Source organism: Tabrizicola piscis, from assembly GCF_003940805.1.
GTDB classification, from domain to species: domain Bacteria; phylum Pseudomonadota; class Alphaproteobacteria; order Rhodobacterales; family Rhodobacteraceae; genus Tabrizicola; species Tabrizicola piscis.
Window position 1 is genome coordinate 1,628,342 of sequence record NZ_CP034328.1, and the last position, 25,321, is coordinate 1,653,662.

Below are 25,321 nucleotides of genomic sequence, written 5' to 3' on the forward strand. Positions count from 1 at the left end.
TCAGCGCGCCCTTTTGAAGACCCGCAGCACCATGGGCAAAGCCGCCAAGGCCGCAAGCCCCAGGATCGGGCCCAGCACGGCGGGGGTGAAGAGGATGCCAAGGTCAGGCGTTTCGCCACGTGCGAAAACCTCACCCAGACCGGACCCGACCGAGGTAAAGACCAAAGCCCCGGGGATGATGCCCAGGAAGGTGGAAACCGCAAAGCGAAAGAGGCTGGTGCCGACAAAGGCCGGGATCAGATTGGCCAGCACAAAAGGCACCGCTGGGACGATTCGCATCAGGAACAGCACCGACCATTCGTTTTCGCGCAGGCCCGTCTGCAGCCGCGCGGCAATACCGCCCGCCGCCGCGATCCGCGCTGACACGCTGGCCCCAAAACCCGACCGCGCCGCCAGAAACACCAGCATCGCCCCGGTCCCCGCGCCGATGATGTTGAAGACCACGCCAGGAAACAGCCCGAACAGAAAGCCCCCGGTCAGGGTGGCAACGGTTCCACCCGGCAGGCTTAGCGCGACAATCCCGATGTAGATCACAATGAAGCCAAGCACGCTGAGCCCGTAATGCGCATCACGATAGGCAATCAGCGCCTCACGGTGGCGGGCAAGGGCCTCAAAGCTAAGCTGGTCACGCAACAGGAAGGCGCCAAGAACAGCCGCCACCAGAATAAAGAGAATCGGCAGCTTGCGCAGCCAGCCGGACTTGCTGCCAGCGTTCGGGGCGTCGGGGGCCGGCATTGGAGGTGACTTTCCTTGCATCGTCTCCGAAGATGGCGCACCAAGGCGCTGATTGACAGGCCCTTCACGACGCAGTGATGCCCGCGGCCACTGGCTGTGATGGTTTGACACATTTGCCGGCATCCCCCTGCGAAATGTTGCAGGAAAACGTGCGGGCCGCGTTGACTTGGCCTGCGACCGCCCGTAAAGGACGGGCTTCAAGTTACAAGCCCTCGAATCCAATTGCGGTTCGGGCACCGTCTGATGGAGAGCCGCGATGAAGCGCACATTTCAACCGTCGAACCTGGTTCGCAAGCGTCGGCACGGCTTTCGTGCGCGCATGGCCACCAAGAACGGCCGTCTTGTGCTGGCCGCACGCCGCGCCAAGGGCCGTCACAAGCTTTCCGCCTGATCTCTCGCCCTTCGGGGCGACAGGGGTTGCGACATGACACCGCCGGAGAACCAGGGGCAAGGCAGCAATGCCACAATCCCTGCGGGTTCCCCGGCGGTTTCGCTTTGCGTTATGCGCAAGCGCGCCGATTTTCTGAAGGCGGCCTCGGCCCGGCGGCAGGGCACGGGTGGCTTCCTGCTTCAGGCGCGTGACCGGGGCGACGGGACAAGCACCATCCGCATCGGCTTTACCGCGTCGAAGAAGATCGGCAATGCCGTCTTGCGCAACCGCGCCAAACGCAGACTTCGGGCGCTGGCCCGCGAAGGCCTGCCCGCACAAGCGCTTCCCGGTTGGGACTATGTTCTGGTTGCCCGGCCAGAGGCGACCGTGTCGCGCCCTTACGCCGACCTCTGCGCCGATCTGGCCCAAGCGCTGCGCAGCATCCACCGGCCCAAGCCATGACGCCGCTGGCCCATGTGCTTGCCCTGCCCGTCCGCGCCTATCGTCTGCTTCTGTCGCCTTGGGTCGGCCATGGCTGCCGGTTCCAACCCACCTGTTCCGCCTATGCGCTTGAAGCACTGGACAGGCATGGGGCGCTGAAAGGTGGATACCTCACCGCGCATCGCCTGTGCCGTTGCCATCCTTGGGGCGGGCATGGGTACGACCCGGTGCCGGGCGCGGACCCTGACCATGACGCCCGGGGCTGACGCCTACTCCAGCGTGGCGATGATGGCGCGCAGGGTTTCGATGCCTTCGCCCTTTTCCGAACTGGTCACCACAACCTCGGGATAGGCAGCCGGATGCTTGGCCAGCGCGCCCTTGACCTGTTCGATCACGGCGGCACGCTCAACCTTGTTGATCTTGTCCACCTTGGTAAGCACGGCCTGAAAGGTGACCGCCGACCGGTCCAGCAGTTTCAGAATCTCTTCGTCCACATCCTTGACCCCGTGCCGCGCGTCGATCAGCACGAAAGCCCGGCGCAGGGTCTGCCGCCCGGCAAGATACTGTTTCAGCAGCGCCTGCCACTTGGCGACAATCGCCACCGGGGCCTCGGCATAGCCATAACCCGGCAAGTCGACCAGATAGCGCGCCTCGCCCAGCGCGAAGTAGTTGATCTCTTGCGTCCGACCGGGAGTGTTCGACGCTCGGGCCAAGGTCTTGCGCCCGGTCAGAGCATTGATCAGGCTGGATTTTCCAACGTTCGACCGCCCGGCAAAACAAACCTCAGTCCGGTCCGCCGGCGGCAGCCCAGACATGGCGACCACGCCTTTGACAAAAGTCACCGGCCCGGCAAACAGCAACCGACCGGTTTCGCGGGCCGCGTCCTCGGGTTCCGGGGCAAGGGTGAAGACCATGCTCATGCGCGTACCTCATCCCCAAGGGCGATTGGCCCACCGCTGATGACGCGGGCGAAAACGCCAAAGTCCGTATGACCATAGCCGCTTTCCAGCGCCGACATCATATCCGCGTCCTGCATTCCCGTGGCGGGGTTCGCCCCGGTCGCCCGGCAGCGGCCAATCGGCTCTACTACCCGCAGCCGGACACCGCCAACGCTGATCTCTTGGCCAACAAGGTCCAGCTCGGCCCATGGCGCCCAGCCTTCTACCCAGATATTGCCACGCCAGCGGTGGATTGAAAGATCCTGCCTCACACGCGACGACAGATCGGCAAGCGAGCTGAGGCTGTTGATCGACACCAACGGCTGATCCTGATCCGTCAACGCCTGCCCCGGAACGCTGATGACCCGCGCAGGCTCCGGCCGGTTTTCCGGCCAAAGCGGGCGCAACCAATCGATCAGGCGGGCAGCGTCGGCAGCGTCGTCCGGGCAGAAGCTTTCCGTCGGACGGCGCGGATGCGACAGGGTCACCCTGCGGGCGGGCACATCCGAAACACAAGACACCGCCATCAGGTCAGCCGAACCCCAGCCCCGCAGGAATTGCAGCTTTGGCGCCCATGCCAGCGGCTCGGCCAGGCGCGCGGCCGCATGGGCCACGGCCCAAGTGCGATCAAACGGAAAAGCGGCACCTTCGGACAGTGCGACCGCATCGACATGTTCATAGCCCGCAGACTTGATCGGGTGGCGGACAAGATGTGCCACGCGCCCGATGCCGGCTCCGGTCACTTCTTCTTGACCTTCGACTTGTCTGACACCGGCACTGGGGGCTTCTTCTTGAAGCCAGACTTGATGTTGCCGAACAGGTCCGGGTTATGCCCATGACTGCGCATGATGATGTACTGCTGGGTGAAGGTGATCGTATTGTTGGTGATCCAGTAGACCACCAGCCCGCTGGCGAACCCGCCCAGCATGAACATGAAGACCCAGGGCATCCAGGCAAAGATCTGCTGCTGCACCGGGTCGGCAGGTGCCGGGTTCAGCTTTTGCTGCAGCCACATCGTCACGCCCAGCAGGATCGGGAGCACACCGATGAAGATCAGGTGCAGCAGCGTCCCGGTTGCAGGGGCATCCCACGGCAAAAGCCCGAAGGCGTTGAACAGCGACGACGGGTCAGGTGCCGACAGATCGTTCAGCCAGCCAAAGAACGGGGCGTGGCGCAATTCGATGGTGACGAAAATCACCTTGTACAGCGCGAAGAAGATCGGGATCTGGATCAGGATCGGCAAACAGCCCGCGGCGGGGTTCACCTTCTTGTCCTTGTAAAGCTGCATCATCTCGCGCTGCATCTTCTGCTTGTCGTCGCCCACGCGTTCCTTCAACGCCTCCATCTCGGGCTGCAGTTCTTTCATCCGCGCCATCGAGACATAGGATTTGTACGCGAGCGGCAGCACGATGACCTTAAGCACGAAGGTCAGCGCGATGATCGCCAGACCCATGTTGCCGATCAGCGCGTTCAGCCAGTGCAGCACCGCAAAGATCGGCTTGGTGAGGAAGTAGAACCAGCCCCAGTCGATCGAGTCGAGGAAACCGGTAATCCCGCCCTCACGCTCATACGCACGGATCGTGGCCCATTCTTTCGCGCCGGCAAAGAAGCGCAAGGTCGATGTCGTGCTGGCACCCGCCGCCAGGCTGACAGCTGGCGGCCGCACTTCGGCCTGATAGATCCCCGAGTTGGGTACATATTTCAGCACCGATTTGTAGGGCTTGCCCTGTTCGGGGATCAGCGTCGTCATCCAGTAGTGATCGGTAAAGCCGATCCAGCCATCCTGCGTCGACTCGGTCACTTCGGCCGGGAAGCCTTCGGTCGGGTCGACGGTCAGTTCGGTGATGTCGGCATAGTCGGTTTCCAGAAGTTCACCGTCGTTGCGCTGGATGGCACCTTCGTGGACGACGAAGATGTTCTGCAGTTTCGGCAGCCCGTGGCGCGCGATGATCCCATAGGGCTGCAGCGTCACCGCCCCGGTTGAGGTATTCTCGACCCGGTCAGTCACGGTGAACATGTAATCTTCATCCACTGCGATTTCGCGAACGAAGGTCAGGCCCTTGCCGTTCTGCCATTGCAGCGTGACCGGGGCACCCGGTGCCAGCGTGTCGCCGCCCGCGGGCTGCCACTCCGTCATCGCGTCCGGCACGTCGCCTGCGGCAAGGCCGGTTCCCGGAAGCCAGCCGAACACCGAATAATAGGCCATCGGTTCTCCCACCGGCTCCAGCAGGTGAACCGTCTCGGCCCCGGGTTCCAGCGTTTCGCGGTAGTTCTTCAAGGACAGATCGTCGATCCGCCCGCCCAGCAGCGACAGCGACCCGGAGAGTTTTGCCGTATCGATCGTCAGGCGCGGGGCTTCGGGGACGGCCGGGGCAGTGACCGTCTGGCCTTCGAGTGCCGGAGCGGCAGCCGGGTCCACAGATGATACCACCGGGGCACCGGATTCGGTTGCCGTAGGGGTCGTCAGGTCGGCGGCCGGTTCGGGTGGAGGAAACAGGACGAACCAGACGATCATCACCGCTGCGCTCAGCACCATCGCCAGAATAAGGTTCTTGTTGTTCTGCTCTTCCATAGACCAACCACCATTCGGATCATCTTCGATCAGCGGTGCTTCAACGACAGGGGCGGGCAAAGGTCAAGGCCTTTCGCCCTGCCAATGCCAGCAGGACTTGTCAAATCCCTGTTGGGACAGCGCCGGTTTGGGGCATGACGCACCCATCTGACGCGTGCTTGTCCAAGGTTCACACGGCGCGCCGGACCCCATCCGTTTCGGGGACAAGGCCCAAATGACGCAGGGCGACAGACCCTGCGACACCCCCAACCATCGGATCAACTGAAGCCTTGACCAAAATGCTACTTCGGATAGCGGCATGAATGGGATTGGCAGACAGTTACCCAGCGCGCGCTCACGCGGCCAGTTGCGCCCTCTCCGTGTTCACCCCGTCAGTTTCGACCTTGGCAGTATCGACCCTGTCAATTTCCACCCTGACAGTATCCGCCCTCTCGGCATCCACCCTGTCAGCTCACACCCTGACAGCGACTACCAAACCGGCCTCCCACCAAGCCGACGTCCAACCTGACAGACAAGCCCCAGCCTTGGCCCTACTTCGCCCTTACGTCGATGCGCAGCGCACGGGCCAGGTTTTCCCGGTGTCGCAGCAGCCAGGGAGCGACGTCCTCAAACGGCATCGGGCGGGCAATCATATAGCCTTGCACATGTCCGCAGCCCAATTGCGCCAGCATCGCATGCTCACCCCGGCTCTCCACCCCCTCGGCGAGAGTATCGAGCCCCAGTTTCTCGGCCAAAGACAGGATTGCCGTCACCAGCTTTTGCTGGCCCCGGTCGGTGTCAATGTCGCGCACGAAGCTGCGGTCGATTTTCAGGCGTTGCAGCGCAAAGCGCCGGATCGAGGTGATCGACGCATTGCCGGTGCCAAAGTCATCCAGATCCACGCCGCAGCCAAGTTGGGCAATGCGGGCGATGTTGCGCACGACGATGTCATCTGCTTCGCCCGCAACGACGGATTCCAGGACTTCCACCGTCAACCGCGATGGCGCAAGGTCGTGCGCGTCCAGGGCCCAGTTCAGCCGTTCGGGAAGCTGCGGGTCGCGCAGGTCGTCAGCGGCGAAGTTGACGGCAACTTGCGGCACCCGCAGCCCGGCCTTGTCCCACGCGGCCATGGCTTCCAGCGACTGGGACAGCATTTCGCGCGTCAGCAATTCCATCAGATCCGTGCCTTCCAGCGCGGGAAGGAACTTGCCCGGCGGCAGACAGCCCTGTTCCGGGTGATGCCAGCGCGCCAGCGCCTCCATCCCCGATACCTCACCGCTGTCGGTGGAAAGCTGAGGCTGGAAATGGGCGCGGATCTGGCCTGCCGCAATCGCTGCGGCAAAACTTGTGCGCAGGCTGTCGCGCAGCGCGCGCTGCTGTGCCAGATCGGCCGAATAGGCCCGGATCACCCCCGGTCCGTGACGCCGGGCTTCATCAACCGCGATTTGCGCGGCTTCCAGCAGATTGCGCCCGCCACCTACAGCCAGCTGCCGCGCATGGCAAAAACCGATGCAGCAGGTGACCTGCGCTGATCCTTCGGTCAGGACCAAAGGCTGCTGCACAACCATCTGAAGTCGGCCCGCAATGCGGACCATCACTTCAAGATCCAGCCGCTGCGTGGCCGCAAGCGCCACCACCAGACTGCCGTCTTCCAACGGAAACAGCATATCCCCCGGGCGCATCGCACCGCGGATGCGGGCAACGCTTGCGGCCAAAATTTCAGACTGCCGAGAGCGCCCGTGCCGATCACAAAGCCAGGACAGATCGTCAAACTGCACGACAAAACATCCGGTCTGTCGCGCCCCCTGCGACGTGTCCCGCAGCGCGCCATCAAGCCGGTCGATCACATGGTCAGACACCGAAACCGCAGCCTGGGGCCAAAGCCGGCGCGACAGCGCGAAGGCCAGAGGCAGCCCTGCAGCAAGGGCAACCAAGGCCACCTCTCCCCCGACCCACAGAACTGCAACTGCTACGGCAGGAAGCAAGACCACAACCTCTGGTCGCCACCCAATCCGTATCAACCAACGCAATCCAGGTGGCATTCCGGCACCCCGCATGTAAGGGGCATGTGCCCGTTTGCTGCGGTCAGGTTAGGGGAATGTTCCTGATCAGTTCCTTAACGCTCAGCCGAAAGATGCAAAGAATTGTCGCTATCTGCCGGAGCATGCGCTGAAAGGCTGGCGGCAAGGCTGGCGAAATCGAACAGGGACGGGTCGGCCAGATGCGACGGGCGCACGTTCATCAGCGCCCGGAACATGATTTGGCGGCGCCCTGGCACCTTGGCCTCCCAATCGTCAAGCAGCTTTTTGACCTGCATGCGCTGCAGCCCCTCCTGACTGCCGCAAAGGTCGCAAGGGATGATCGGATAGCCCATGCCCTTGGCGAATTTCTCGCAATCCGCCTCGGCCACAAAGGCCAGCGGACGGGCAAGGTAAAGGTCGCCCTCCTCGTTCAGAAGGCGCGGGGGCATGCTGGCAAGACGGCCACCGTGAAAGAGGTTCATGAAGAACGTCTCAAGAATATCATCGCGGTGATGGCCAAGGATGACGGTCGAACAGCCTTCTTCCCGGGCGATCCGGTACAGGTTGCCACGGCGCAGGCGCGAACAGAGGCTGCAGTAGGTTTTCCCCTGCGGGATCTTGTCCATCACGATGGAGTAGGTGTCCTGGTATTCGATCCGGTGCGGCACGCCCATCCGGGTCAGAAAGTCCGGCAACACTGTCGCCGGAAAGCCGGGCTGGCCCTGATCCAGATTGCAGGCCAGAAGGTCCACCGGCAGAAGGCCGCGCCACTTCAGCTCGTGCAGGATCGCCAGCAGGGTATAGCTGTCCTTGCCACCCGACAGGCAGACCAGCCAGCGGTCGCCGTCGCGCGCCATGCCGTAGGTTTCCACCGCCTCGCGCACTTGGCTTACCAGCCGCTTGCGCAGCTTGCGAAACTCCAGCCCCTTGGGCGCGCCATGAAACAGCGGGTGGATGTCGTCGGCGTCATCAAGCATGGGGTCACCGGGGCAAAGGATGCGCCCTTATGCCAGAGCGTGTGAGGCAAGGCAAAGCACTGCCGGCAGTCATCCAGTCCGGCCTGACCAGCGTATCACCCTGAAAGGAGATTCCGATGCGCGTCCTTGCCCTTTCGGCCATAGCATTCCTTGCCGCCTGCACCGGCAAGCCATCGCTCAACGACCCCGCACTCAGCGACCGGGAGCTGAACCTGGAAGAGTTCTTTGACGGCACCCTTGTCGCCCAAGGCCAGTTTCAGGACATCTTCGGCACCGTCCGCCGCCGCTTTGACGTGACGATCAAGGGTGACTGGAACGGCAAACGGCTGCGGCTGGTTGAGGATTTCGTTTATGAGGACGGATCGACCGAACAGCGCATCTGGACCCTGGTCAAGACCGGCCCCGAAACCGTCTCGCAAACCTGGCGGGGTACGGCTCCGGGCGTGATTGGTGAGGCGACCGGCATCGAAGACGGCGACCGGTTCAACTGGCGCTATACCATCGACCTGCCGGTCCCGGCAGCAGACGGTACGGCAGACACTGTCCGCGTGACCTTTGACGACTGGATGTGGCAGCTCTCAGACGACCGGCTGCTCAACCGCGCCTACATGCGGCGCTTCGGGGTCGATGTGGGCGATGTCACGATCAGCTTTGAAAAGCTGAAGTGACCAATCGCTCTTCAAGCCACTTCGGGCTTTCATCGCTTGGCCGGCGCAGCGAAGAATGCCCGAAGGGCTTGATGAGCGGCCCCTCAGACATGCTGGGCGCCGTTGACCTCGATCTCGGCGCCCGAGATGTAGCTGGACTGGTCTGAACACAGGAACCAGATCACATCCGCCACTTCCTTCGGCTGGCCCAGCCGCTGCATCGGCAGCTTTTCCACGATCTTGTCGGTGCCGGGCGACAGGATCGCGGTTTCCACCTCGCCCGGGGCGATGGCGTTCACCCGCACGCCCAAGGGGCCGAAATCATGCGCCATCTCCCGGGTCAACGCCGCCAGCGCGGCCTTTGACGTCGAATAGGCCGCCCCGGCAAACGGGTGCACCCGTACCCCGGCGATCGAGGTGACGTTGACGATGGCCCCCTTGGTCGCCGCTAGTTCATCGCGCAAGCCCCGCGCCAGAATCACCGGCGCAAAGAAATTCACATGGAAGACATGGCCCCAGGTGCGCAGGTCGGTATCCAGCGTGCTAAGCCTTGCGCCGCCCGCGCCCTTCGGGCTGATCCCGGCATTGTTGACCAAGGCATGAATCCGGCCCCCAACCTTGGCCTTGATCGTCTCGATCGCGGCAATGGTCTTGTTCGGATCGGCAAGGTCCAGCTGGATATGGTTGTCCTCCCCCCCGGCCAGGGGCAGCGCGGGTCGAACGGCTGGCGCGAGCAGGTCAGCACCCGCCACCCTTCGGCCGAGAACCGCTTGACCGTCGCGTGGCCAATGCCACGGCTGGCCCCTGTCAAAACGATCGTCTTCTGTTCGGACATGCGGTCTCTCCTGTGGCGGAAACCCTACCCTTCCTGTCGGGAAAGGCAAGCGACGCCCCGCCCAGATTGCCGCCGGAATGACCCAAAGCCTGATCCGCCGCTTGGCACAGGCGGGCAAAAGCCCTATGCCGGGCACAGTTCCGGAGGCCCGCAATGAAACAGCAGACCCTGACCATGCAAGACGCCCTGAATACCGCCAAGATGCTCTCCGAAGCCCTGCCCTACCTGCAGCGATTCACCGGTGCCGTTGTGGTGGTGAAATTCGGCGGCAATGCCATGGGCGACGATGCAGCGATGGCGGAATTCGCCCGCGACATCGTGCTGATGCGGCAAGTCGGGGTGAACCCGGTCATCGTCCATGGCGGCGGGCCGATGATCAACGACATGCTGGGCAAGCTGGGGATCAAGAGCGAATTCGTGCGCGGCAAGCGGGTGACGGACAAGGCAACCGTGCAGGTGGTCGAAATGATCCTGTCGGGCCTTGTGAACAAGCGGATCGTGCAGGCGATCATGGATGCAGGCGGCCGCGCGGTGGGCATTTCCGGCAAGGACGACGACCTGATGGTGTGCGAGGCGGATGATCCCGACCTTGGCTACGTCGGCCGCCCGGTGGAGATGAACGTGCAGGTCCTGCGTGACCTTTACGGCGCGGGCATCATCCCGGTCATCGCTCCGGTGGGGACCGGGATGGCGGATAACGAAACGTTCAACGTCAACGGTGACACTGCCGCAGGGGCCATTGCGGGGGCCTTGCAGGCCGACCGGTTGCTCCTCCTCACCGACGTGCCGGGTGTCAAGAACGCCGAAGGCCAGGTGATGACCCAGATCACGCCCGAGGAGATCCGCCAGATGACGATTGATGGCGTGATTTCGGGCGGGATGATTCCCAAGACTGAAACCGCTCTGCTGGCGATCGAACAGGGCACGCGGGCGGTCACGATACTTGATGGCCGCATCCCGAACGCTTGCCTGCTGGAGCTGTTCACCGACCATGGTGCCGGCAGCCAGATCCGCGCCACCGCCCCACGGGTCAAGCCGCACAGCCGGGGCTGACGCGGACGCCAAAAGCCTTCGAAGGCTTTTGCAAATCTTTTCGAAAAGATTTGCCGCGCTGGAACCCGGGCGCATTGATGGATTAGGGTCAAGGGGCAGGCCAAAAGGGCTACCCCTTGGAACACGAGATTGCCCTCCGGATCGCCGCCTTCGTAGGTCTCCTTGCCGTATTGGCAGGCCTTGAACGGCTGGCCCCGCGCCGCCCCCTCGTGCAGCCAAAACCCCACCGCTGGACCACAAACCTGGCGCTTGTGGCCATCGACACGCTGACCCTTCGGGCGCTGGCTCTTGCCGTGCCAATCCTTGCCGTCACTGCAGCGGTGGATGCCGGGCAGCTGGGGCTTGGGCTTTTCAACCTGCTGGACCTGCCGGGCTGGGTGGAGTTGATCCTTGCCATCCTGATCTTCGACTTTTCCATCTGGCTGCAGCACCTGATCACCCACAAGGTGCCGCTGTTCTGGCGATTCCACCGGGTGCACCATGCCGACCGTGATTTCGACGTGACCACGGCCCTGCGGTTTCACCCGGTCGAGATTGTCGCCTCCTCGGCCCTGAAGGTTGGGCTGGTCTATCTGATCGGCCCGTCCGCCCTTGCGGTGGTCGTGTTCGAAATCCTGCTGAACGCCACCGCGATGTTCAACCATGCGAACCTGAAGCTGCCCCTTTGGCTGGACCGGTTGGTGCGGCTGGTGCTGGTGACCCCGGACATGCACCGGGTCCACCATTCGGTGCTCAGGTCCGAGCATGACAGCAACTACGGCTTTTCATTGTCAGTCTGGGACCGCATCTTCCGCACCTATGTGCCCCAGCCAGTGGCCGGGCACGATGCGATGACCGTGGGGCTGGAATGGCAGGACGACCGACCGATGCAACTGGGCTGGGCGCTGTGGCTTCCCTTTCGACGCTGACCGCGCGGCTTTCGGCTGAACGGCTGGAGGTGCTGGGTGGCTTTGCCGTCGATCAGGATGAGGCGGGGTTGCCTGCGGGCACCCGCACTGTGCTGCTGCTTGGGCCGCTGGAGCCCGGCTTCTGGCCGCATCTGACCGCCCAGCCCGAATGGGACGGCCAGCCCGACCCGGTTGACCGCTGGTCACGCCGGGTGATCGGGCGGCTGGCTTGCGATCTGGGGGCAAAGGCGCTGTTCCCCTTTGGCGGGCCGCCCTATCACCCGTTCTACGCCTGGGCCCTGCGGACCGGGCAGGTCTGGGACAGCCCGGTCCGCCTGCTGGTCCACGCGCGGCAAGGGTTGATGGTCAGCTTTCGCGGCGCGCTGGCGTTGAAGGAGGCGGTCGCGGTTCCCGCCCCCGCCCCCCGCCCCTGCGACACCTGCCCCGCCCCCTGTCTGACCGCCTGCCCGGCCAAAGCCCTCACCGGCGCGGGGTATGATGTCCCGGCCTGCCATGCCTTCCTGAACCGGGCCGAGGGGCAGGACTGCATGACCGGCGGCTGTCAGGTTCGCCGCGCTTGCCCGCTGTCGCAGTCCTATGCAAGACTGCCGAAACAGTCGGCCTATCACATGAGGCAGTTCCACAAATGAAGCGGTTGATCCTGACGCGGCACGCGAAATCCTCATGGGACGATCCGCTCACCCCGGACCATGACCGCCCCCTCAACGACCGGGGCAAGGCGGCGGCGGCGGACCTTGGCCAGTGGCTGGCCAGCCGGGGCCATGTCCCGGACGAGGTCTTGTGCTCTGACGCGCTGCGGACCCGCAAGACCTTTTCCGGCATCGCCCCCGCCCTGCCGGGGACGCCTTTGCTGGAGCTGAAGCCGGCGCTCTACCATGCCGGGCCGGATGTGATGATGGCGGTGCTGCGCCACGCCATGGCCGAAACCGTGATGATGATCGGCCACAACCCCGGCATCGCCGAATTCGCCGCCCGCCTTGTCGCCCACCCCCCTGCCAACCCGGAGTTTGCCCGCTATCCGACCGGGGCCACGCTGGTGGTGGAGTTTGATGTTAAGGACTGGGGTCAGGTCACTTTTGGATCCGGTGTCACGGTGGATTTCGTCGTTCCGAGCGAGATTGTCGCCTGAGGCTGTCCCGGGCAGGGACACCCAAGAGACCACATGAATATCAATGGCTTGCAAGCAGCCATTAGGGTTTTGTTAGGGAATCGCCATGCCGGGGCGGTGGGTTGGCACCTACCCTAGGATGGCCTTTGCGCCGTCAGGAGCAGGCCCACCCCAAGCACGATCACCGCCATGCCGATCTTTTGGCGTGGGCTTACCGGCTGGCGAAAGACATAGGCCGAGACTGCCAGCGCCATGATGACCTCGACCAAGGCCAGCGTGCGGACATTGGCGGCGGTGGTCAGCGAAAAGCCGATGAACCAGAACTGCGAGGCGAAGGCCCCAAGGAACCCCGCCAGGAGCGAGGTGCGCCAGACGCCGAACGAGGCTGCAACCGCCTGCCGATCAAAGACCGCCAGCCATGCAAGCAACATGGCGCTTTGCAGCGCAAGGCTGAGGACAAGGATGGTGGAGGCGCGGATCAGGAAGCTGCCGTCGGCAAGCCCAAGGATTCCGCCGCGAAAGCCGATGGCGGCGACCCCGAACAGCAGCCCCGCGAGAAGGCCGGTTGCCGCTGGCCCCCAGTCGCGCAGCATGCCGCGCGTGGTTTCGGGCTTGGTGGACAGGATCACCACGCCTGCCGTGGCGACCACGATGGCCACGAGCTTTGCCGGGGTCAGCGCGTCGCCAATCGTGACGGCGGCGATCAGGGCGACCATCACGGGTTCCGTCTTGATCCACGCCGTTGTCACTGCAAACGAGCGGGATTTCATCGTGACCAGCATCAGCGCCGTGGCGGCAACCTGCGCCACCGCGCCAAGGGTGGTGTAGGCAAGGCTGGAGCCGGTCAGCCCGGGCAGACCTTCACCCGTGCCAAGGCTGGCCAGCGCAAGAAACAGCAGCGCAAACGGCAGGCCGAACACAAAGCGGACCTGCGTGGCCCCCAGCGTGCCGATCTTCGCGGTCAGCCCCGATTGCGCCGCGTTGCGGGCGGTCTGGGCAGCGGCGGCAATCAGTGTCGCCAGAACCCACAGACTGCCCGCCATTTACCCGGCCCGGACCGTGTCGATCATCAGCTGCACGTTGTCGGGGTTGGCGTCGGGGGTGATCCCGTGGCCAAGGTTGAAGATGTGCGGGCCTTTGGAGAAGGCGCGGACGACATGCTGGGTCGCGGCCACCAGTGCCTGCCCGCCGGTGACCATGTGTTCGGGCGCAAGGTTGCCCTGCACGCAGCCGTCAATCTGCACATTCGCCGCTGCCCATTCCGGGCTGACCGAATTGTCGATGGCCACGCAATCGGCCCCGGTGCGGTGGGCAAAGCCGATGTAGCCCTGCCCCGCCTCACGCGGGAAGGCGATGATCGGGGTGCCGGGATGGCGGGCCTTGAGCGCGGCGATGATCTTTGCGGTGGGGGCTTCGGCAAAATCGCGGAAATCCTGGCCTTTGAGCGACCCGGCCCAGCTGTCGAACAGCTTGACCACCTCGGCCCCGGCTTCGATCTGGGCGGAAAGATATTCCACCGTCGCGTCGGTGATGCGGTCGATCAGGGCCTGGAAGGTGGCGCGGTCATGGTCTTTCAGCCCATGCGCGGCGGCCTGATCCTTGGAGCCTTTGCCCGCGACCATATAGGTGGCCACGGTCCACGGGGCCCCGGCAAAGCCGATCAGGGTGGTTTCCTTTGGCAGTTCCCGGGCAAGGATGCGCACCGTTTCATAGATGGGCGACAGGGTGTCGTGGATTGCCCCGGTCGGTTTCAGATTCTCTACCTGACCCATCGTGGTGGTGGTTTCCATCCGGGGGCCTTCGCCGGTTTCGAACCACAGCTTCGGGCCCAGCGCCTGCGGCAGCAGAAGGATGTCCGCGAACAGGATCGCGGCATCAAAGCCATAGCGGCGGATCGGCTGCAGCGTGACTTCGGCCGCAAGGTCGGGGTTGTAGCACAGCTTGAGGAAATCGCCGGCCTGTGCCCGGGTTTCGCGGTACTCTGGCAGGTAGCGGCCCGCCTGACGCATCATCCAGATCGGCGGGGTGGGAAGAACCTCGCCCTTGAGAGCGCGCAGGATTGTCTTGGTCATGTCTGCCTCATCTTTATTTCCCCATGGGTCCGACGGAGGAGAGAGGTTGTCAAGAGTTGTCAGGCTTGATTGACAGCGTTATGCCTTGGCGCATGCGTGATGATCTCCCCTCCCCCGCCCGCCCGTTGAAGATTGGAACCCGTGGCTCTCCGCTGGCCTTGTGGCAGGCGCATGAGGTGCGACGCTGCTTGGGCCAGGCCTTCGGCCTGACGGAAGCCGCGTTCGAGATTGTGGTGATCAAGGTGATGGGCGACCAGATCCAGGACAAGGCGCTGCGCGAGATTGGCGGCAAGGGCCTGTTCACCCGCGAGATCGAAGAAGCGCTCTTGGACGGCGGAATCGACATCGCGGTTCATTCGATGAAGGACATGCCAACGGTCCAGCCCGAGGGGTTGGTGCTGGACTGCTACCTGCCGCGTGAGGATGTGCGGGATGCCTTCGTGTCGCCCACGGTGCCGTCACTGTCGGCACTGCCGCAGGGCGCGGTGGTGGGGTCTTCCTCCTTGCGGCGGCGGGCGCAGCTGGCGCTGCGGCGGCCGGACCTGAAACTGGTGGAGTTCCGGGGGAACGTGCAGACGCGGATGCGCAAGCTGGAGGACGGTGTGGCGCATGCGACCTTCCTTGCGATGGCGGGGTTGAACCGGTTGGGCATGGCCAGCGTGGCCCGCGGGCCGATTGACGTGGAGGAGATGCTGCCTGCGGTTGCCCAAGGCGCGATCGGGGTGGAGCGGCGATCGTCCGACGCGCGGGTTGCGGGGCTGTTGGCGGCGATCCACCATGGCGAGACGGGGCTTCGGCTGGCGGCAGAGCGCAGTTTCCTGGCGCGGCTGGACGGGTCTTGCGAAACGCCGATTGCCGGGCTTGCGGTGATCGAGGGCGATGCGCTGTGGCTGCGGGGGGAGCTTTTGCGGCCGGATGGGTCGGCGTCCGTGACCGGAGAGTTGCGGGGGCAGGTGGCGGATGGGGCGCAGTTGGGCCGCACGCTGGCGGATGAGCTGTTGGGCCGCGCGGGGCCGGGGTTCTTTGGCTGAGGCTGGGTCTGTGCGGGTCCCTTACAAATCCGCCTGAAATCCGTTACATCCGTCCGGTCCTTGGTGGAGCGTTGCCGGGTGCCGGACCTTGATCTTGAAACCAGAGTAAAGGCGGCCCTCGCTGAACCGCCCAAGCGGGTGCGGCGGCTGGACCTGCCCGATGGGCGGCGGTTCTGGCTGAAGCGGGTGGAGCGGCTGTCGGGCCTGATGCGGCTTCAAAAGGGTGACCCGGCGCGGGCGTTCGAGGCGGAACTGGACGGGCTGCATGTGCTGGCGGCCAAGGGGCTTCCGGTGGCCACTGTGGCGCTGGAGGGGCCGGACTGGGTGCTGATGCCCGATGCGGGGCCGGTGCTGACCAAGCTGGTCGCGGACCCTGCGCGCAGCGAGGCGGAGAAGCTGGCCGCCTTTGCCCGCGCCGGTCGGGCGCTGGGGCAGTTGCATTGGGCGGGGCTGGTGCATGGCCGGCCTGCGGTGCGCGACATCTGCTGGGATGGGGTCGAGGCGCGGTTCATTGATCTGGAACGGTTCCGGCCCGCGCGGCGTGGCGGGGTCTGGCAGGCGGCGGATGTGGTGATGTTCGCCCAAACCGCCTTTACCAGTTGGCCCGACGACCCGCGCTGGCTGGACGCGGCGCTGGCGTCCTATGCGACCAACGCGCCGGAGGGGGCGGTGGACCGGGTGCGGCGGCTGGCACGGTGGCTGGCGCCGCTGGGCTGGCTGGCGCGGGGTCTGGCAAAGGTGCGGCCGGGAAGTCGCGAGATGCGGGCGGTGGGCCCGACATTGGCCCGGCTGCGCCGGTTGTGACCGGCGAAGCGGGGGTTTCACACCCCCGCACCCCCGTGGAGTATTTGCCAAAGAGCAAGACCAAGTGCAGATCAGTCCTGCGCGCGCAGCGTCTGGGCGGGTCGGGCGGCCAGCGGACGCAGCGCGAAAGCAAGGCCGGCAAGCAGGGTTGCCAGAACGCCGCCGAACACGATGCCCAGCGCCGAGACGGGTTCGAAGCGGTAGGTCGAGTCCATCACGAAGGTCATCACCGCCCAGCCGGCGATGCCGCCTGCGGCGACCGCGACCACCCCCGCCGCCGCCCCCATGAGGGCCGAGCGGAGGGCGAAGCTGGAGAGTATCTTGCCGCGTGTCGCGCCGAGGGTCTTCAGGATCGCCGATTCGTAGATGCGCGCGCGTTCGCCTGCTGCAGCCGCGCCGATCAGGACCATGAAGCCGGTCAGAAGCGTGCCCCCTGCCGCCCAGGCAGTGGCGGTGGCGATGGCGGACAGGGCTTCGGCCACGCGGTCCACCGCCTCGCGGATGCGGATGGCGGTGATGTTGGGCCAAGTCTTGGTCACATCGCGCAGGATCGCCGCCTCGGCCTCGGGCGGGGCGTAGACGGTGGCGATGTGGGTATGGGGCGCACCGGCAAGGGCGGCGGGGTTCAGGGTCATCACGAAACCCATCCCGGCATTGGAAAAGTCCACCTCGCGGAATGAGGTGATCGTGCCGGTTATATCGCGGCCAAGGATGTTGACGGTGAGGGTATCGCCGAGTTTCAGCCCCATCTCCTCCGCCTCTTCTGCGGCAAAGCTGATCTGGGGGTCGCCCGCGTAATCTTCGGCCCAGAAGGTGCCGGCGGTGATGCGGGTTTTCTCGCCCGGGGTGGCGGCGTAGGTGATGCCACGGTCGCCGCGCACGACCCAGTGGTCCACCACCTCACGCGCGGGGCGGCCGTTGATCTGGTTGACCACGCCACGCAGCATGGGGGCGGTTTCCACCTCGGTCACGGCGGGGTCGTTCGTCACGCGGTCTAGGAAGCCCTCCAACTGGTCGGGCTGGATGTCGACGAAGAAGAAGGCAGGCGCGCGCGTGGGCAGGTCTGTCGCGATGGCGGCGCGCAGGTTCCAGTCGATCTGGCCGACCGCCGCCAGCACCGACAGGCCAAGGCCAAGCGACAGGATGACGGAGGTCGCGTCAGACCTTGGCGCACCGATGGAGGCGAGGGCCGCGCGCAGCGCGGGGCGGCCACGGGTGGCCTTTGTGCGCGCCACACGGCGGGCAGCGCGGCGCAGGCCAAGGGCGGCCAGCGACAGGATCAACAGGGAGCCGAGGATGCCCCCGGCGGCGCCCAGCGCAAGCTCCGGGATGCCTGAGAACCATGTCGCGGTGCCGATCAGCGTCACGGAGAGCGCCACAAGCGCCACCAGATAGGGCGCACGGGGCCAGCCGCGGGTGCCGGAACCGCCCCGGTAGAGGGCGGCGGGGCGGATACGTTCGGTGCGGGCAAGGGGCAGCAGGGTGAAGATCAGGGCGGAGAGGGCGCCGTAAAACCCGGCCTCGACCAGCGCCATGGGCGACAGGCGGATGGTGGCGGGGAAGGGCAGCGACGCCTCGATCAAGGGAGCGGCCAGCATGGGGACGAGCGCGCCAAGGGCGACGCCGATCAGGATGCCAAGGGCAGAGAGGAGGGCGGTCTGCCACAGGTAGACGCGGAAGATCAGGCCGCCTTCGGCCCCAAGGGTTTTCAGCGTGGCGATGGTTTCGGTCTTGCCGTCCAGATAGCTGCGGATCGCCGCCGAGATGCCGACACCGCCCACGGCAAGCCCGGCAAGGCCCACCAGCACAAGGAAACTGCCGATCCGGTCAACGAAGCCTTCGATCCCCGGGGCGGCGTTGCGGCTGTCGGTCCAGCGCATGCCCTTGTCGCGGAACTGCGCCTCGGCCTGATTTTCCAGAAGCTGCAGGTCGGTGCCCGGGGGCAGGGTCAGGCGGTATCGGGTTTCGTAGAGGGAACCGGCGGTCAGAAGGCCGGAATTGGCCAGCGCATCGGTCCGCACCACGGTGCGGGGGCCAAGGGCGAAGCCGGTGGACGCGCTGTCTGGTTCGCGGGTCAGGGCGGCCGTCAGGCGGAAGTCCTGCGTTCCAAGGCGGAAGGTGTCGCCGATGGCAAGCCCGAGCCGCGAGATCAGGACCGGGTCCATCAGCGCGCCGGGCAGGCCGTTCTGGCTGGCCAGAGCCTCGGCCACGGGAATGGCGGGGTCCAGCGTGGCGGCACCGGTCAGGGGCCAGCCGTCATCCACCGCCTTGACCTGGGTGAGCGCCTGATCGCCGTCAATCAGCGCCATGGAGCGGAAATCGTAAACCTCGGAGACACGGGTGGCGATGCTGTCCATGTAGGCGCGTTCGCCTTCGTCGGCGGCGCGGTAGGTGAAGCGCATTTCGGCGTCACCCCCAAGGATGACGGCGCCCTGATCGGTCAGGCCTTGCTGGATGCCGGTGCGCAGGGTGCCAACGGCGGCAATGGCGGCAACGCCCAGCGCGAGACAGGCGAGGAACACGCGGAACCCGCGCAGGCCGCCACGGAGTTCCCTGCGGGCAATCGTGAAAGCGAGGCTCATTCAGCGGCGGCCTTGAGTTCGGGGGCAAGAAGGCCATCGGCAAGGCGGATGACGCGGTCGCAGCGGGTGGCAAGTTCCGGCGAGTGGGTCACAAGGACCAGCGTCGCGCCATGCCGGTCGCGGAGGCCAAAGAGCATGTCCATGATCGCCTGACCGTTCACGCCGTCAAGGTTGCCGGTGGGTTCATCGGCCAGCAGGATCGCCGGACGGGGGGCGGCGGCACGGGCAAGGGCGACGCGCTGCTGTTCGCCGCCGGAGAGTTGGGCGGGGTAATGGTCGATGCGGTGGCCAAGGCCGACGGAGGCCAATTCCGCCTCGGCCCGCTGGAAAGCGTCGGGTGTGCCGGAGAGTTCCATCGGCAAGGCAACGTTCTCAAGCGCGGTCATTGTGGGAATGAGGTGGAAGGATTGGAACACAACCCCCATATTCCCTCTGCGGAAGCGGGCGAGTGCGTCTTCGTCCATCGTGGTAAGATCCTGGCCCAAGGCCAGAACCTTGCCGCTGGTGGCACGCTCCAACCCGCCCATGAGCATCAGGAGAGACGATTTGCCAGACCCCGACGGACCGATCAGCCCCACCGTTTCGCCCTTGGCGATCTCCAGCGAGATGCCTTTCAGGATCTCTACCGGGCCGGCATTGCCGGCAAGGGTCAGGCGCGCGTCGGTCAACGCGAGGACAGTATCGGTCATTCAAGGGGTCCTTCGGGTAGTGGCATCCAACGGATATGGCGCGGTTCGCGCGGTTCGCAATGCTGCGGTTGCAGTCTTGGCACTGTCAAGTTCGGTTTTTGCCGAGCCTGTCACGATCGTGGCACTGGGTGACAGCCTGACGGCGGGCTATGGGCTGGCCGATCAGGGCGATGGGCTTGTGCCGCAGCTGGAGAGTTGGCTGAAGGCCCGGGGCGCGGATGTGGTGGTGCAGAATGCGGGCGTGTCGGGGGATACGACGGCGGGGGGGCTGGCCCGGGTGGGCTGGGCTTTGGGGCCGGAGGCGGATGCGGTGATCGTGACGCTGGGGGGCAATGACCTGTTGCGCGGGCTGGACCCGGCCGGGTCACGGACGAACCTGGAGGGGATCTTGCAGGAAACGGCGGCGCGGGGGCTGCCGGTGCTGCTGGTGGCGATGCCAGCGCCAACGAACTTCGGGCCGGAGTACAAGGCTGCGTTCGATGCGATGTATGTCGATCTGGCAGCGCAATATGGGGCTGGTCTGGCCGAAGATTTCTTCGCGGGCCTGAGGGCGGCGGGGGCAGACCCCTCTGATCCGGCGTCTTTGGCGGTGTTCATGCAGGCGGACGGCATCCACCCCAACCCCGAGGGCGTGAAGCTGATCGTGGAGGGGCTGGGGCCGAAGGTCGAGGAATTGCTGGAGCGGGTTGCGGACTAGGCCAGCCCTTGCAACCCGCTCGTCGATGACTTCGTCACTCCTCGCACCGGGGGCGACGAGAAGACGAAGTCGAACGAGGAGGCGCCCCTTGATCGCCCGGCTAGTGGCCGAGGATCTGGCTGAGGAACAGCTTGGTCCGGTCGGACTTCGGGTTGGTGAAGAACTCTTTCGGTTCGTTCTGTTCGACGATCTGGCCCTGGTCCATGAAGATCACCCGGTTCGCCACGGCCTGGGCAAAGCCCATTTCATGGGTGACGCAGATCATCGTCATGCCTTCCTGGGCAAGCTGGATCATCGTATCCAGCACTTCCTTGATCATTTCGGGGTCAAGGGCCGAGGTCGGTTCGTCAAACAGCATGATCCGGGGGCGCATGCACAGGCTGCGCGCGATGGCGACGCGCTGTTGCTGGCCACCCGAAAGCTGGCCGGGGTATTTATGCGCCTGTTCCGGGATCTTGACCTTTTCAAGGAAGTACATCGCGGTCTCTTCCGCCTCACGCTTCGGCACCTTGCGGACCCAGATCGGGGCCAGCGTCAGGTTTTCCAGGATCGTGAGATGCGGGAACAGGTTGAAGTGCTGGAACACCATCCCGACTTCTGACCGGACCTTGTCGATGTTCTTCAGGTCATTGGTCAGTTCGGTGCCATCCACGACGATGTGGCCCTGCTGGTGTTCCTCCAGCCGGTTGATGCAGCGGATCAGCGTGGACTTGCCCGACCCGGACGGACCGCAGATCACGATCCTTTCCCCGCGCTGCACGGTCATGTTGATGTCGCGCAGGACGTGGAATTGACCGTACCACTTGTTCATGCCCTGGATCTGGATCGCAATCTCGTCCGAGACCTGCATTTTCGATGCTTCTGCCATGATATGTCCTTAGCGGTGATCAGTCTTGAGCTTCTTTTCCAGGTACATGGAGTACCGGGACATACCGAAGCAGATGAGAAAGAAGATGGCGCCGACGAAGATGTAGGGCTCCCAGTAGATGCCCTTCCAGTTGATGTCGGCGCGGACGATTTGCGTGACGCCCTTCAGCGGGTCCATCAGGCCGACGAAGGCGACCAGCGTGGTATCCTTGAACAGACCGATGAAGGTGGAGACGATGGCCGGGATCGAGATCTTCAGCGCCTGCGGCAGGATGATGAGCCGCTGGGCACGCCAGTAATCAAGGCCAAGCGCATCAGCCGCTTCATACTGGCCGCGTGGCAGGGCGGCGAGACCGCCCCGGATCACCTCGGCCAGATAGGCGGCGGCGAAGAAGGTGACCAGAATGATGACGCGCAGGATAATGTCGAAGTTCGTGCCCGGCGGCAGGAAGTACTGCAGCAAAAGCGAGGCGGTGAAGAGGAGCGTGATGAGCGGCACGCCCCGGATGAATTCGATGAACCCGACCGACAGCGTCTTGACGATCAGCATGTCAGACTGGCGGCCCAGCGCCAGCAGGATGCCGATCGGCAGGGAAAAGCTGATCCCGGTGACGCCGATCACGATGGCCAGAAGGAAGCCGCCAAACTGGTCGGAGTTGATGGCCTGCAGGCCGAAGGGCAGGATGGACTGCAGCGCGCCAACCACCGGCACGTCAAGATAGAGCCACCACAGGACTGCGGCCAGCACCCCTGCCCCGGCAGCCGGAGAAAGGCCGATGAACGGTGAGGCGAAGCGGAACACGGCGTAAAGGACGCCGAAGCCCGCCATGGCCACGATGGGCGACCAGATGGACCCGCCCCACAAGAGCCAGAAGCAAAGCGCGGGGTACAGGGCGGTGAACAGCAAAAGCTGGCCCGGCCGCAGCTGCGCCAAAGCCAGCATGCCGCCGACCAGCAGGATGGCCAGGATGAACACGGTTGCCGGAGCGGCGGACAGGTAAAGCGTCAGCAGCAGGAACAGCCCGACAGCCCCGAGCACCTTTGTCAGGTTGCCCGCCTGCCCGGCGAACAGCACCGGCGCGAGGGCTGCGAACAGGAAGCCAAAGGCAAGGATGGGCCGCCACCACTGGTCTGGCGGGTAGAAGCCGAAGATGAAGGCCCCCCACCATTCGCGGATCATCGCCCAGCAGGCGCCGGTGGCCCCTTCGCCGGCGCTTGCCTCGACGATGGCGCGACATTCGGACAGGGACGAGGCGTTCCAGACCGAATTCAGCCACCAGGGCAGCGACGAGGAGATCAGATAATAGATCGTCGCCACGCCAAACAGGGTGAGGGCGATGTTGAAGGGGGTGGAGAACAGGTTTTCGCGCAGCCACTTGACCGCGCCGCGTTCGGTGATCGGCGGCGCTTGCGGAGGCAGCATCTCGGTGCGGGCGAAATGATGATCCATCTTAGCGCGCCTTCAGCTGGACAGAGTTGTTGTACATGTTCATCAGCGCCGAAATGCTGAGGCTGATCGACAGATAGATGAGCATCATCAGCAGCATACACTCCAGTTCCCGGCCAGTCTGGTTCAGGGTGATCCCGCCCAGCGTGCCCCGCAGGTCAAGGTAGCTGACCGCGATGCCAAGCGAGGTGTTCTTGGTCAGGTTGAGGTACTGGCTGATCAGCGGCGGGATGATGACGCGCAGGGCCTGCGGCAGGATGATCAGGTTCATCGTGCGGCCCGGGCGGAGGCCAAGGGCGAAGGCGGCTTCGCTTTGCCCGCGGCTGATGGCCTGGATGCCGGCGCGGACAATCTCGGCGATGAAGGCGGCGGTGTAGAGGCTGAGCGCGATCACCATGGCGGTGAAGGGGTGAGCCACAAGGATCCCGCCCGAGAAGTTGAAGCCTTTGAGGGTGGGCACCTCAAGATGGAAGCCAAGCATGACGAACAGCAGCAGGACTGGTGCGAAGAGGACAAGGATGGACTTCCACCATGTCACCGGGCGGTCGCCGGTCGCCTCTTGCGTGGCGCGGGCGGAGGCGAGGATGCGGCGGTTCACATAGACGGACCCGGCGATCACCGCGACGATGGCAAGGAAGGTCAGGTTCAGCGTCATGAACCCAAGGTCGACAGACCCAAGCCCGCGTTCGAACAGCGGTGCCGGAATGTTGGTGCCGCGGTTGGTGACGGCGACGGAGTCGAAGAACATCATCTCGGCCGCCGGGGCCGTGCCTGCGGCGATCATTTCGTCGGTAAGGCGGAATGCGTTCGGGGCCGGGGTGATTTCCGACAGGATGACGTAGGTCAGCAGGATCCAGAGCAGGAGGGGGACGTTGCGGAAGATCTCGACATAGACGGTCATCAGACGACCGACGAGCCAGTTCTTCGACAGGCGCAGGACGCCGATGATCACCCCAAGGACGGTGGCGAAGATGCAGCCCCAGAAGGCGACGACCAGCGTGTTGGCCAGGCCCACAAGCAGGGCGCGGAAGTGGTTGTCGTCGTTGTTGTAGGGGATCAGCTGCTGGCCGATGTCATAGCCGGCGCGCTGCCAGAGAAAGCCGAAGTTGAACTCTTTCCCGCGGGCTTCGAGGTTCTGCACGGTATTGTTCAGCAGCCAGGCGACCGCCATGGCGAACAGGACCAGCACCACGAGCTGAATCGTGTAGGACCGGTAGCGCGTATCGTAAACAAGCATCGAGAGCCGAAAACCGTTCTTCGGCACGTCCGTTGCCATTGCCATGGCTTCCCCCTGTTTCCCGGACAGGCGGCCCCGGTTTTGACCGGTGGCGGCGGGGTCTTTGCCCCTGGACTGTCAGGTTATCGTTTGAACGAAACGCGGGGGCGCCCGAAGGCACCCCCGCAAACCTTGCCTCAGATCAACGGAAAGGCGGTGCGTACTGCAGACCACCTTGGGTCCACAACGCGTTCAGGCCGCGGGCCAGGTTGATGGCCGTGCCTTCACCGATGTTGCGCGAGAAGATCTCGCCATAGTTGCCGACGGCGGCAATGGCGCGCTTGAAGGCATCGTTGTCGAGGCCCATTTTCGCACCCATGTCACCCGAAACGCCCAGAAGACGCTTCACTTCTTCATCTGCGGTCGAGGTCGCGACTTCTTCGACGTTCGCCGAAGTCACGCCCTTTTCCTCAGCCACGAGCAGCGCGTAGTAGGTCCAGCGGACCACATCGCCCCAAGCCGAGTCACCATGACGGACGACCGGGCCAAGCGGTTCCTTCGAGATGATCTCGGGAAGGATGATGTGGGTGTCGGCATCCGGCATAGTCGCACGGCTGGCGGCCAGACCCGAAGCGTCGGTGGTGTAGGCGTCGCAAGCGCCGGCCAGATACTGGCGCTGGGCTTCCGAGTCATCGGCAACCGTGACAGGCTGGTAGCTGATGTTGTTCTGCTTGAAGAAGTCAGCCAGGTTCAGTTCGGTCGTGGTGCCGGTCTGGATGCAGACGGTGGCGCCATCAAGTTCCTTGGCGGACGAAACGCCGAGGTCTTTCTTCACCATGAAGCCCTGGCCGTCGTAGTAGTTCACGGCCACGAAATCGAGCGCCAGTTCGCTGTCGCGCGAGAAGGTCCAGGTCGAGTTGCGGACCAGAAGGTCCACTTCGCCGGACTGCAGCGCGGTAAAGCGGGTTTCGCCGGTGGTGGGGACGAACTTGACCTTGGTCGCATCGCCCAGAACAACGGCAGCAACAGCGCGGCACAGGTCGACGTCGAAGCCAGACCAGTTGCCGCTCGCGTCCGGCGCGCCGAAGCCGGTCAGACCGGTGTTCGACCCGCAGATCAGCTCGCCGCGCGCCTTGATGTCATCAAGGGTCGCAGCGGCAGCCAGACCCGAAACGAGCGTGGTGGCCGCGAGCGCGCCGAAGAATACGGATTTTTTCATTCTTACCTCTTCCTGAGTAAGCGGCCTTCAGAGGGCCGCGTTATTGGTGCCCCGCGATCCCCTCGCGGCGGCGCAACTGTTGGAGGTGAGCCTCTCCCAGTGTCATGCAGTTT

Annotated in this window: 25 protein-coding genes and 1 pseudogene; 11 read left to right on the top strand and 15 right to left on the bottom strand. The window is 64.6% G+C overall.

Features of this window, described 5'->3' with window-relative positions; genetic code table 11:
- Complete coding sequence (locus EI545_RS07775; protein ID WP_125324945.1) at positions 1–735, bottom strand: TVP38/TMEM64 family protein; 735 nt, start codon at positions 733–735, stop codon at positions 1–3.
- A 256-nt stretch (positions 736–991) separates the two neighbouring features.
- Between EI545_RS07775 and rpmH the strand changes: the two genes are divergently transcribed.
- From rpmH to yidD, 3 genes are read left to right on the top strand one after another with little or no spacing between them, the layout of a single operon-like run.
- The gene (gene rpmH, locus EI545_RS07780) at positions 992–1,126 is read left to right on the top strand and encodes a 50S ribosomal protein L34 (RefSeq protein WP_125324946.1); all 135 of its coding nucleotides are present in this window, start codon (positions 992–994) and stop codon (positions 1,124–1,126) included.
- A gap of 33 nt (positions 1,127–1,159) precedes the next feature.
- Positions 1,160–1,567 (top strand): ribonuclease P protein component, encoded by a 408-nt coding sequence (gene rnpA, locus EI545_RS07785; RefSeq protein WP_125324947.1) that lies wholly within the window; start codon positions 1,160–1,162, stop codon positions 1,565–1,567.
- A complete protein-coding gene (gene yidD / locus EI545_RS07790; protein ID WP_125324948.1) occupies positions 1,564–1,812 on the top strand; it encodes a membrane protein insertion efficiency factor YidD in 249 nt (82 codons plus the stop codon). The genes rnpA and yidD overlap by 4 nt, the downstream gene beginning before the upstream one ends.
- A gap of 3 nt (positions 1,813–1,815) precedes the next feature.
- Here yidD and yihA read toward each other — a convergent pair whose 3' ends face one another.
- From yihA to ttcA, 5 genes are all read right to left on the bottom strand, one after another.
- Positions 1,816–2,466: a ribosome biogenesis GTP-binding protein YihA/YsxC gene (yihA, locus tag EI545_RS07795; protein ID WP_125324949.1), complete on the bottom strand. Its 651-nt coding sequence runs from the start codon at positions 2,464–2,466 to the stop codon at positions 1,816–1,818.
- Positions 2,463–3,227 (bottom strand): MOSC domain-containing protein, encoded by a 765-nt coding sequence (locus EI545_RS07800; protein ID WP_245990329.1) that lies wholly within the window; start codon positions 3,225–3,227, stop codon positions 2,463–2,465. Before EI545_RS07800 ends, yihA begins: the two co-directional genes overlap by 4 nt.
- A complete protein-coding gene (gene yidC, locus EI545_RS07805) occupies positions 3,224–5,056 on the bottom strand; it encodes a membrane protein insertase YidC (RefSeq protein WP_125324950.1) in 1,833 nt (610 codons plus the stop codon). Before yidC ends, EI545_RS07800 begins: the two co-directional genes overlap by 4 nt.
- Positions 5,057–5,586: 530 nt before the next feature.
- On the bottom strand, positions 5,587–6,975 hold the full coding sequence (locus EI545_RS07810; RefSeq protein ID WP_245990330.1) for a bifunctional diguanylate cyclase/phosphodiesterase: 1,389 nt from the start codon (positions 6,973–6,975) through the stop codon (positions 5,587–5,589).
- Between the two features lie 176 nt (positions 6,976–7,151).
- Positions 7,152–8,033 (bottom strand): tRNA 2-thiocytidine(32) synthetase TtcA, encoded by an 882-nt coding sequence (gene ttcA, locus EI545_RS07815; protein WP_125324952.1) that lies wholly within the window; start codon positions 8,031–8,033, stop codon positions 7,152–7,154.
- A 116-nt stretch (positions 8,034–8,149) separates the two neighbouring features.
- On the opposite strand from ttcA, the gene EI545_RS07820 reads away from it, so the two are divergent.
- Positions 8,150–8,701: a DUF3833 domain-containing protein gene (locus tag EI545_RS07820; RefSeq protein WP_125324953.1), complete on the top strand. Its 552-nt coding sequence runs from the start codon at positions 8,150–8,152 to the stop codon at positions 8,699–8,701.
- An 83-nt stretch (positions 8,702–8,784) separates the two neighbouring features.
- On the opposite strand, the pseudogene EI545_RS07825 reads toward EI545_RS07820, so the two are convergent.
- Positions 8,785–9,515 (bottom strand): annotated as a pseudogene (locus tag EI545_RS07825) (SDR family oxidoreductase).
- A 174-nt stretch (positions 9,516–9,689) separates the two neighbouring features.
- Here EI545_RS07825 and argB point away from each other — a divergent pair.
- The 4 genes from argB (at position 9,690) to EI545_RS07845 (ending at position 12,605) form a co-directional block, all read left to right on the top strand.
- Entirely contained in the window at positions 9,690–10,568 is an 879-nt protein-coding gene (gene argB / locus EI545_RS07830) for an acetylglutamate kinase (RefSeq protein ID WP_425471643.1), read from the top strand.
- A 116-nt stretch (positions 10,569–10,684) separates the two neighbouring features.
- Positions 10,685–11,476, top strand: coding sequence for a sterol desaturase family protein (locus EI545_RS07835; RefSeq protein ID WP_125324955.1), 792 nt, complete (start codon positions 10,685–10,687; stop codon positions 11,474–11,476).
- Positions 11,455–12,105 carry a ferredoxin gene (locus EI545_RS07840; protein ID WP_245990331.1) on the top strand — a complete coding sequence of 217 codons (651 nt, stop codon included), beginning with the start codon at positions 11,455–11,457 and terminating at the stop codon, positions 12,103–12,105. Before EI545_RS07835 ends, EI545_RS07840 begins: the two co-directional genes overlap by 22 nt.
- The gene (locus EI545_RS07845) at positions 12,102–12,605 is read left to right on the top strand and encodes a SixA phosphatase family protein (RefSeq protein WP_125324957.1); all 504 of its coding nucleotides are present in this window, start codon (positions 12,102–12,104) and stop codon (positions 12,603–12,605) included. The genes EI545_RS07840 and EI545_RS07845 overlap by 4 nt, the downstream gene beginning before the upstream one ends.
- A 113-nt stretch (positions 12,606–12,718) precedes the next feature.
- Here EI545_RS07845 and EI545_RS07850 read toward each other — a convergent pair whose 3' ends face one another.
- Both EI545_RS07850 and hemE read right to left on the bottom strand, forming a co-directional pair.
- On the bottom strand, positions 12,719–13,627 hold the full coding sequence (locus tag EI545_RS07850; RefSeq protein ID WP_125324958.1) for a DMT family transporter: 909 nt from the start codon (positions 13,625–13,627) through the stop codon (positions 12,719–12,721).
- Positions 13,628–14,656, bottom strand: a complete 1,029-nt coding sequence (gene hemE / locus EI545_RS07855; RefSeq protein WP_125324959.1) for a uroporphyrinogen decarboxylase — start codon at positions 14,654–14,656, stop codon at positions 13,628–13,630.
- A gap of 92 nt (positions 14,657–14,748) precedes the next feature.
- Here hemE and hemC point away from each other — a divergent pair, with 92 nt between their 5' ends.
- On the top strand, positions 14,749–15,687 hold the full coding sequence (gene hemC, locus EI545_RS07860) for a hydroxymethylbilane synthase (protein ID WP_125324960.1): 939 nt from the start codon (positions 14,749–14,751) through the stop codon (positions 15,685–15,687).
- Positions 15,688–15,765: 78 nt separating this feature from the next.
- Complete coding sequence (locus EI545_RS07865; RefSeq protein ID WP_125324961.1) at positions 15,766–16,491, top strand: BUD32 family EKC/KEOPS complex subunit; 726 nt, start codon at positions 15,766–15,768, stop codon at positions 16,489–16,491.
- 71 nt (positions 16,492–16,562) lie between these two features.
- Here the strand turns inward: EI545_RS07865 and EI545_RS07870 are convergent, their stop codons facing one another.
- Positions 16,563–19,073: an ABC transporter permease gene (locus EI545_RS07870; protein WP_125324962.1), complete on the bottom strand. Its 2,511-nt coding sequence runs from the start codon at positions 19,071–19,073 to the stop codon at positions 16,563–16,565.
- Positions 19,070–19,762, bottom strand: coding sequence for an ABC transporter ATP-binding protein (locus tag EI545_RS07875; protein ID WP_125324963.1), 693 nt, complete (start codon positions 19,760–19,762; stop codon positions 19,070–19,072). Before EI545_RS07875 ends, EI545_RS07870 begins: the two co-directional genes overlap by 4 nt.
- A gap of 19 nt (positions 19,763–19,781) precedes the next feature.
- Between EI545_RS07875 and EI545_RS07880 the strand changes: the two genes are divergently transcribed.
- Entirely contained in the window at positions 19,782–20,459 is a 678-nt protein-coding gene (locus EI545_RS07880; protein WP_245990332.1) for an arylesterase, read from the top strand.
- 100 nt (positions 20,460–20,559) lie between these two features.
- Here the strand turns inward: EI545_RS07880 and EI545_RS07885 are convergent, their stop codons facing one another.
- The 4 genes from EI545_RS07885 to EI545_RS07900 all read right to left on the bottom strand — a co-directional run bounded on the left by EI545_RS07885 (position 20,560) and on the right by EI545_RS07900 (position 25,208).
- Complete coding sequence (locus EI545_RS07885; RefSeq protein ID WP_125324965.1) at positions 20,560–21,327, bottom strand: amino acid ABC transporter ATP-binding protein; 768 nt, start codon at positions 21,325–21,327, stop codon at positions 20,560–20,562.
- Positions 21,328–21,336: 9 nt separating this feature from the next.
- Complete coding sequence (locus EI545_RS07890) at positions 21,337–22,776, bottom strand: amino acid ABC transporter permease (protein ID WP_245990333.1); 1,440 nt, start codon at positions 22,774–22,776, stop codon at positions 21,337–21,339.
- 1 nt (position 22,777) lies between these two features.
- Positions 22,778–24,055, bottom strand: a complete 1,278-nt coding sequence (locus tag EI545_RS07895; RefSeq protein WP_125324966.1) for an amino acid ABC transporter permease — start codon at positions 24,053–24,055, stop codon at positions 22,778–22,780.
- Between the two features lie 136 nt (positions 24,056–24,191).
- Positions 24,192–25,208 carry an amino acid ABC transporter substrate-binding protein gene (locus EI545_RS07900; RefSeq protein ID WP_125324967.1) on the bottom strand — a complete coding sequence of 339 codons (1,017 nt, stop codon included), beginning with the start codon at positions 25,206–25,208 and terminating at the stop codon, positions 24,192–24,194.
- Positions 25,209–25,321: the final 113 nt, after the last annotated feature.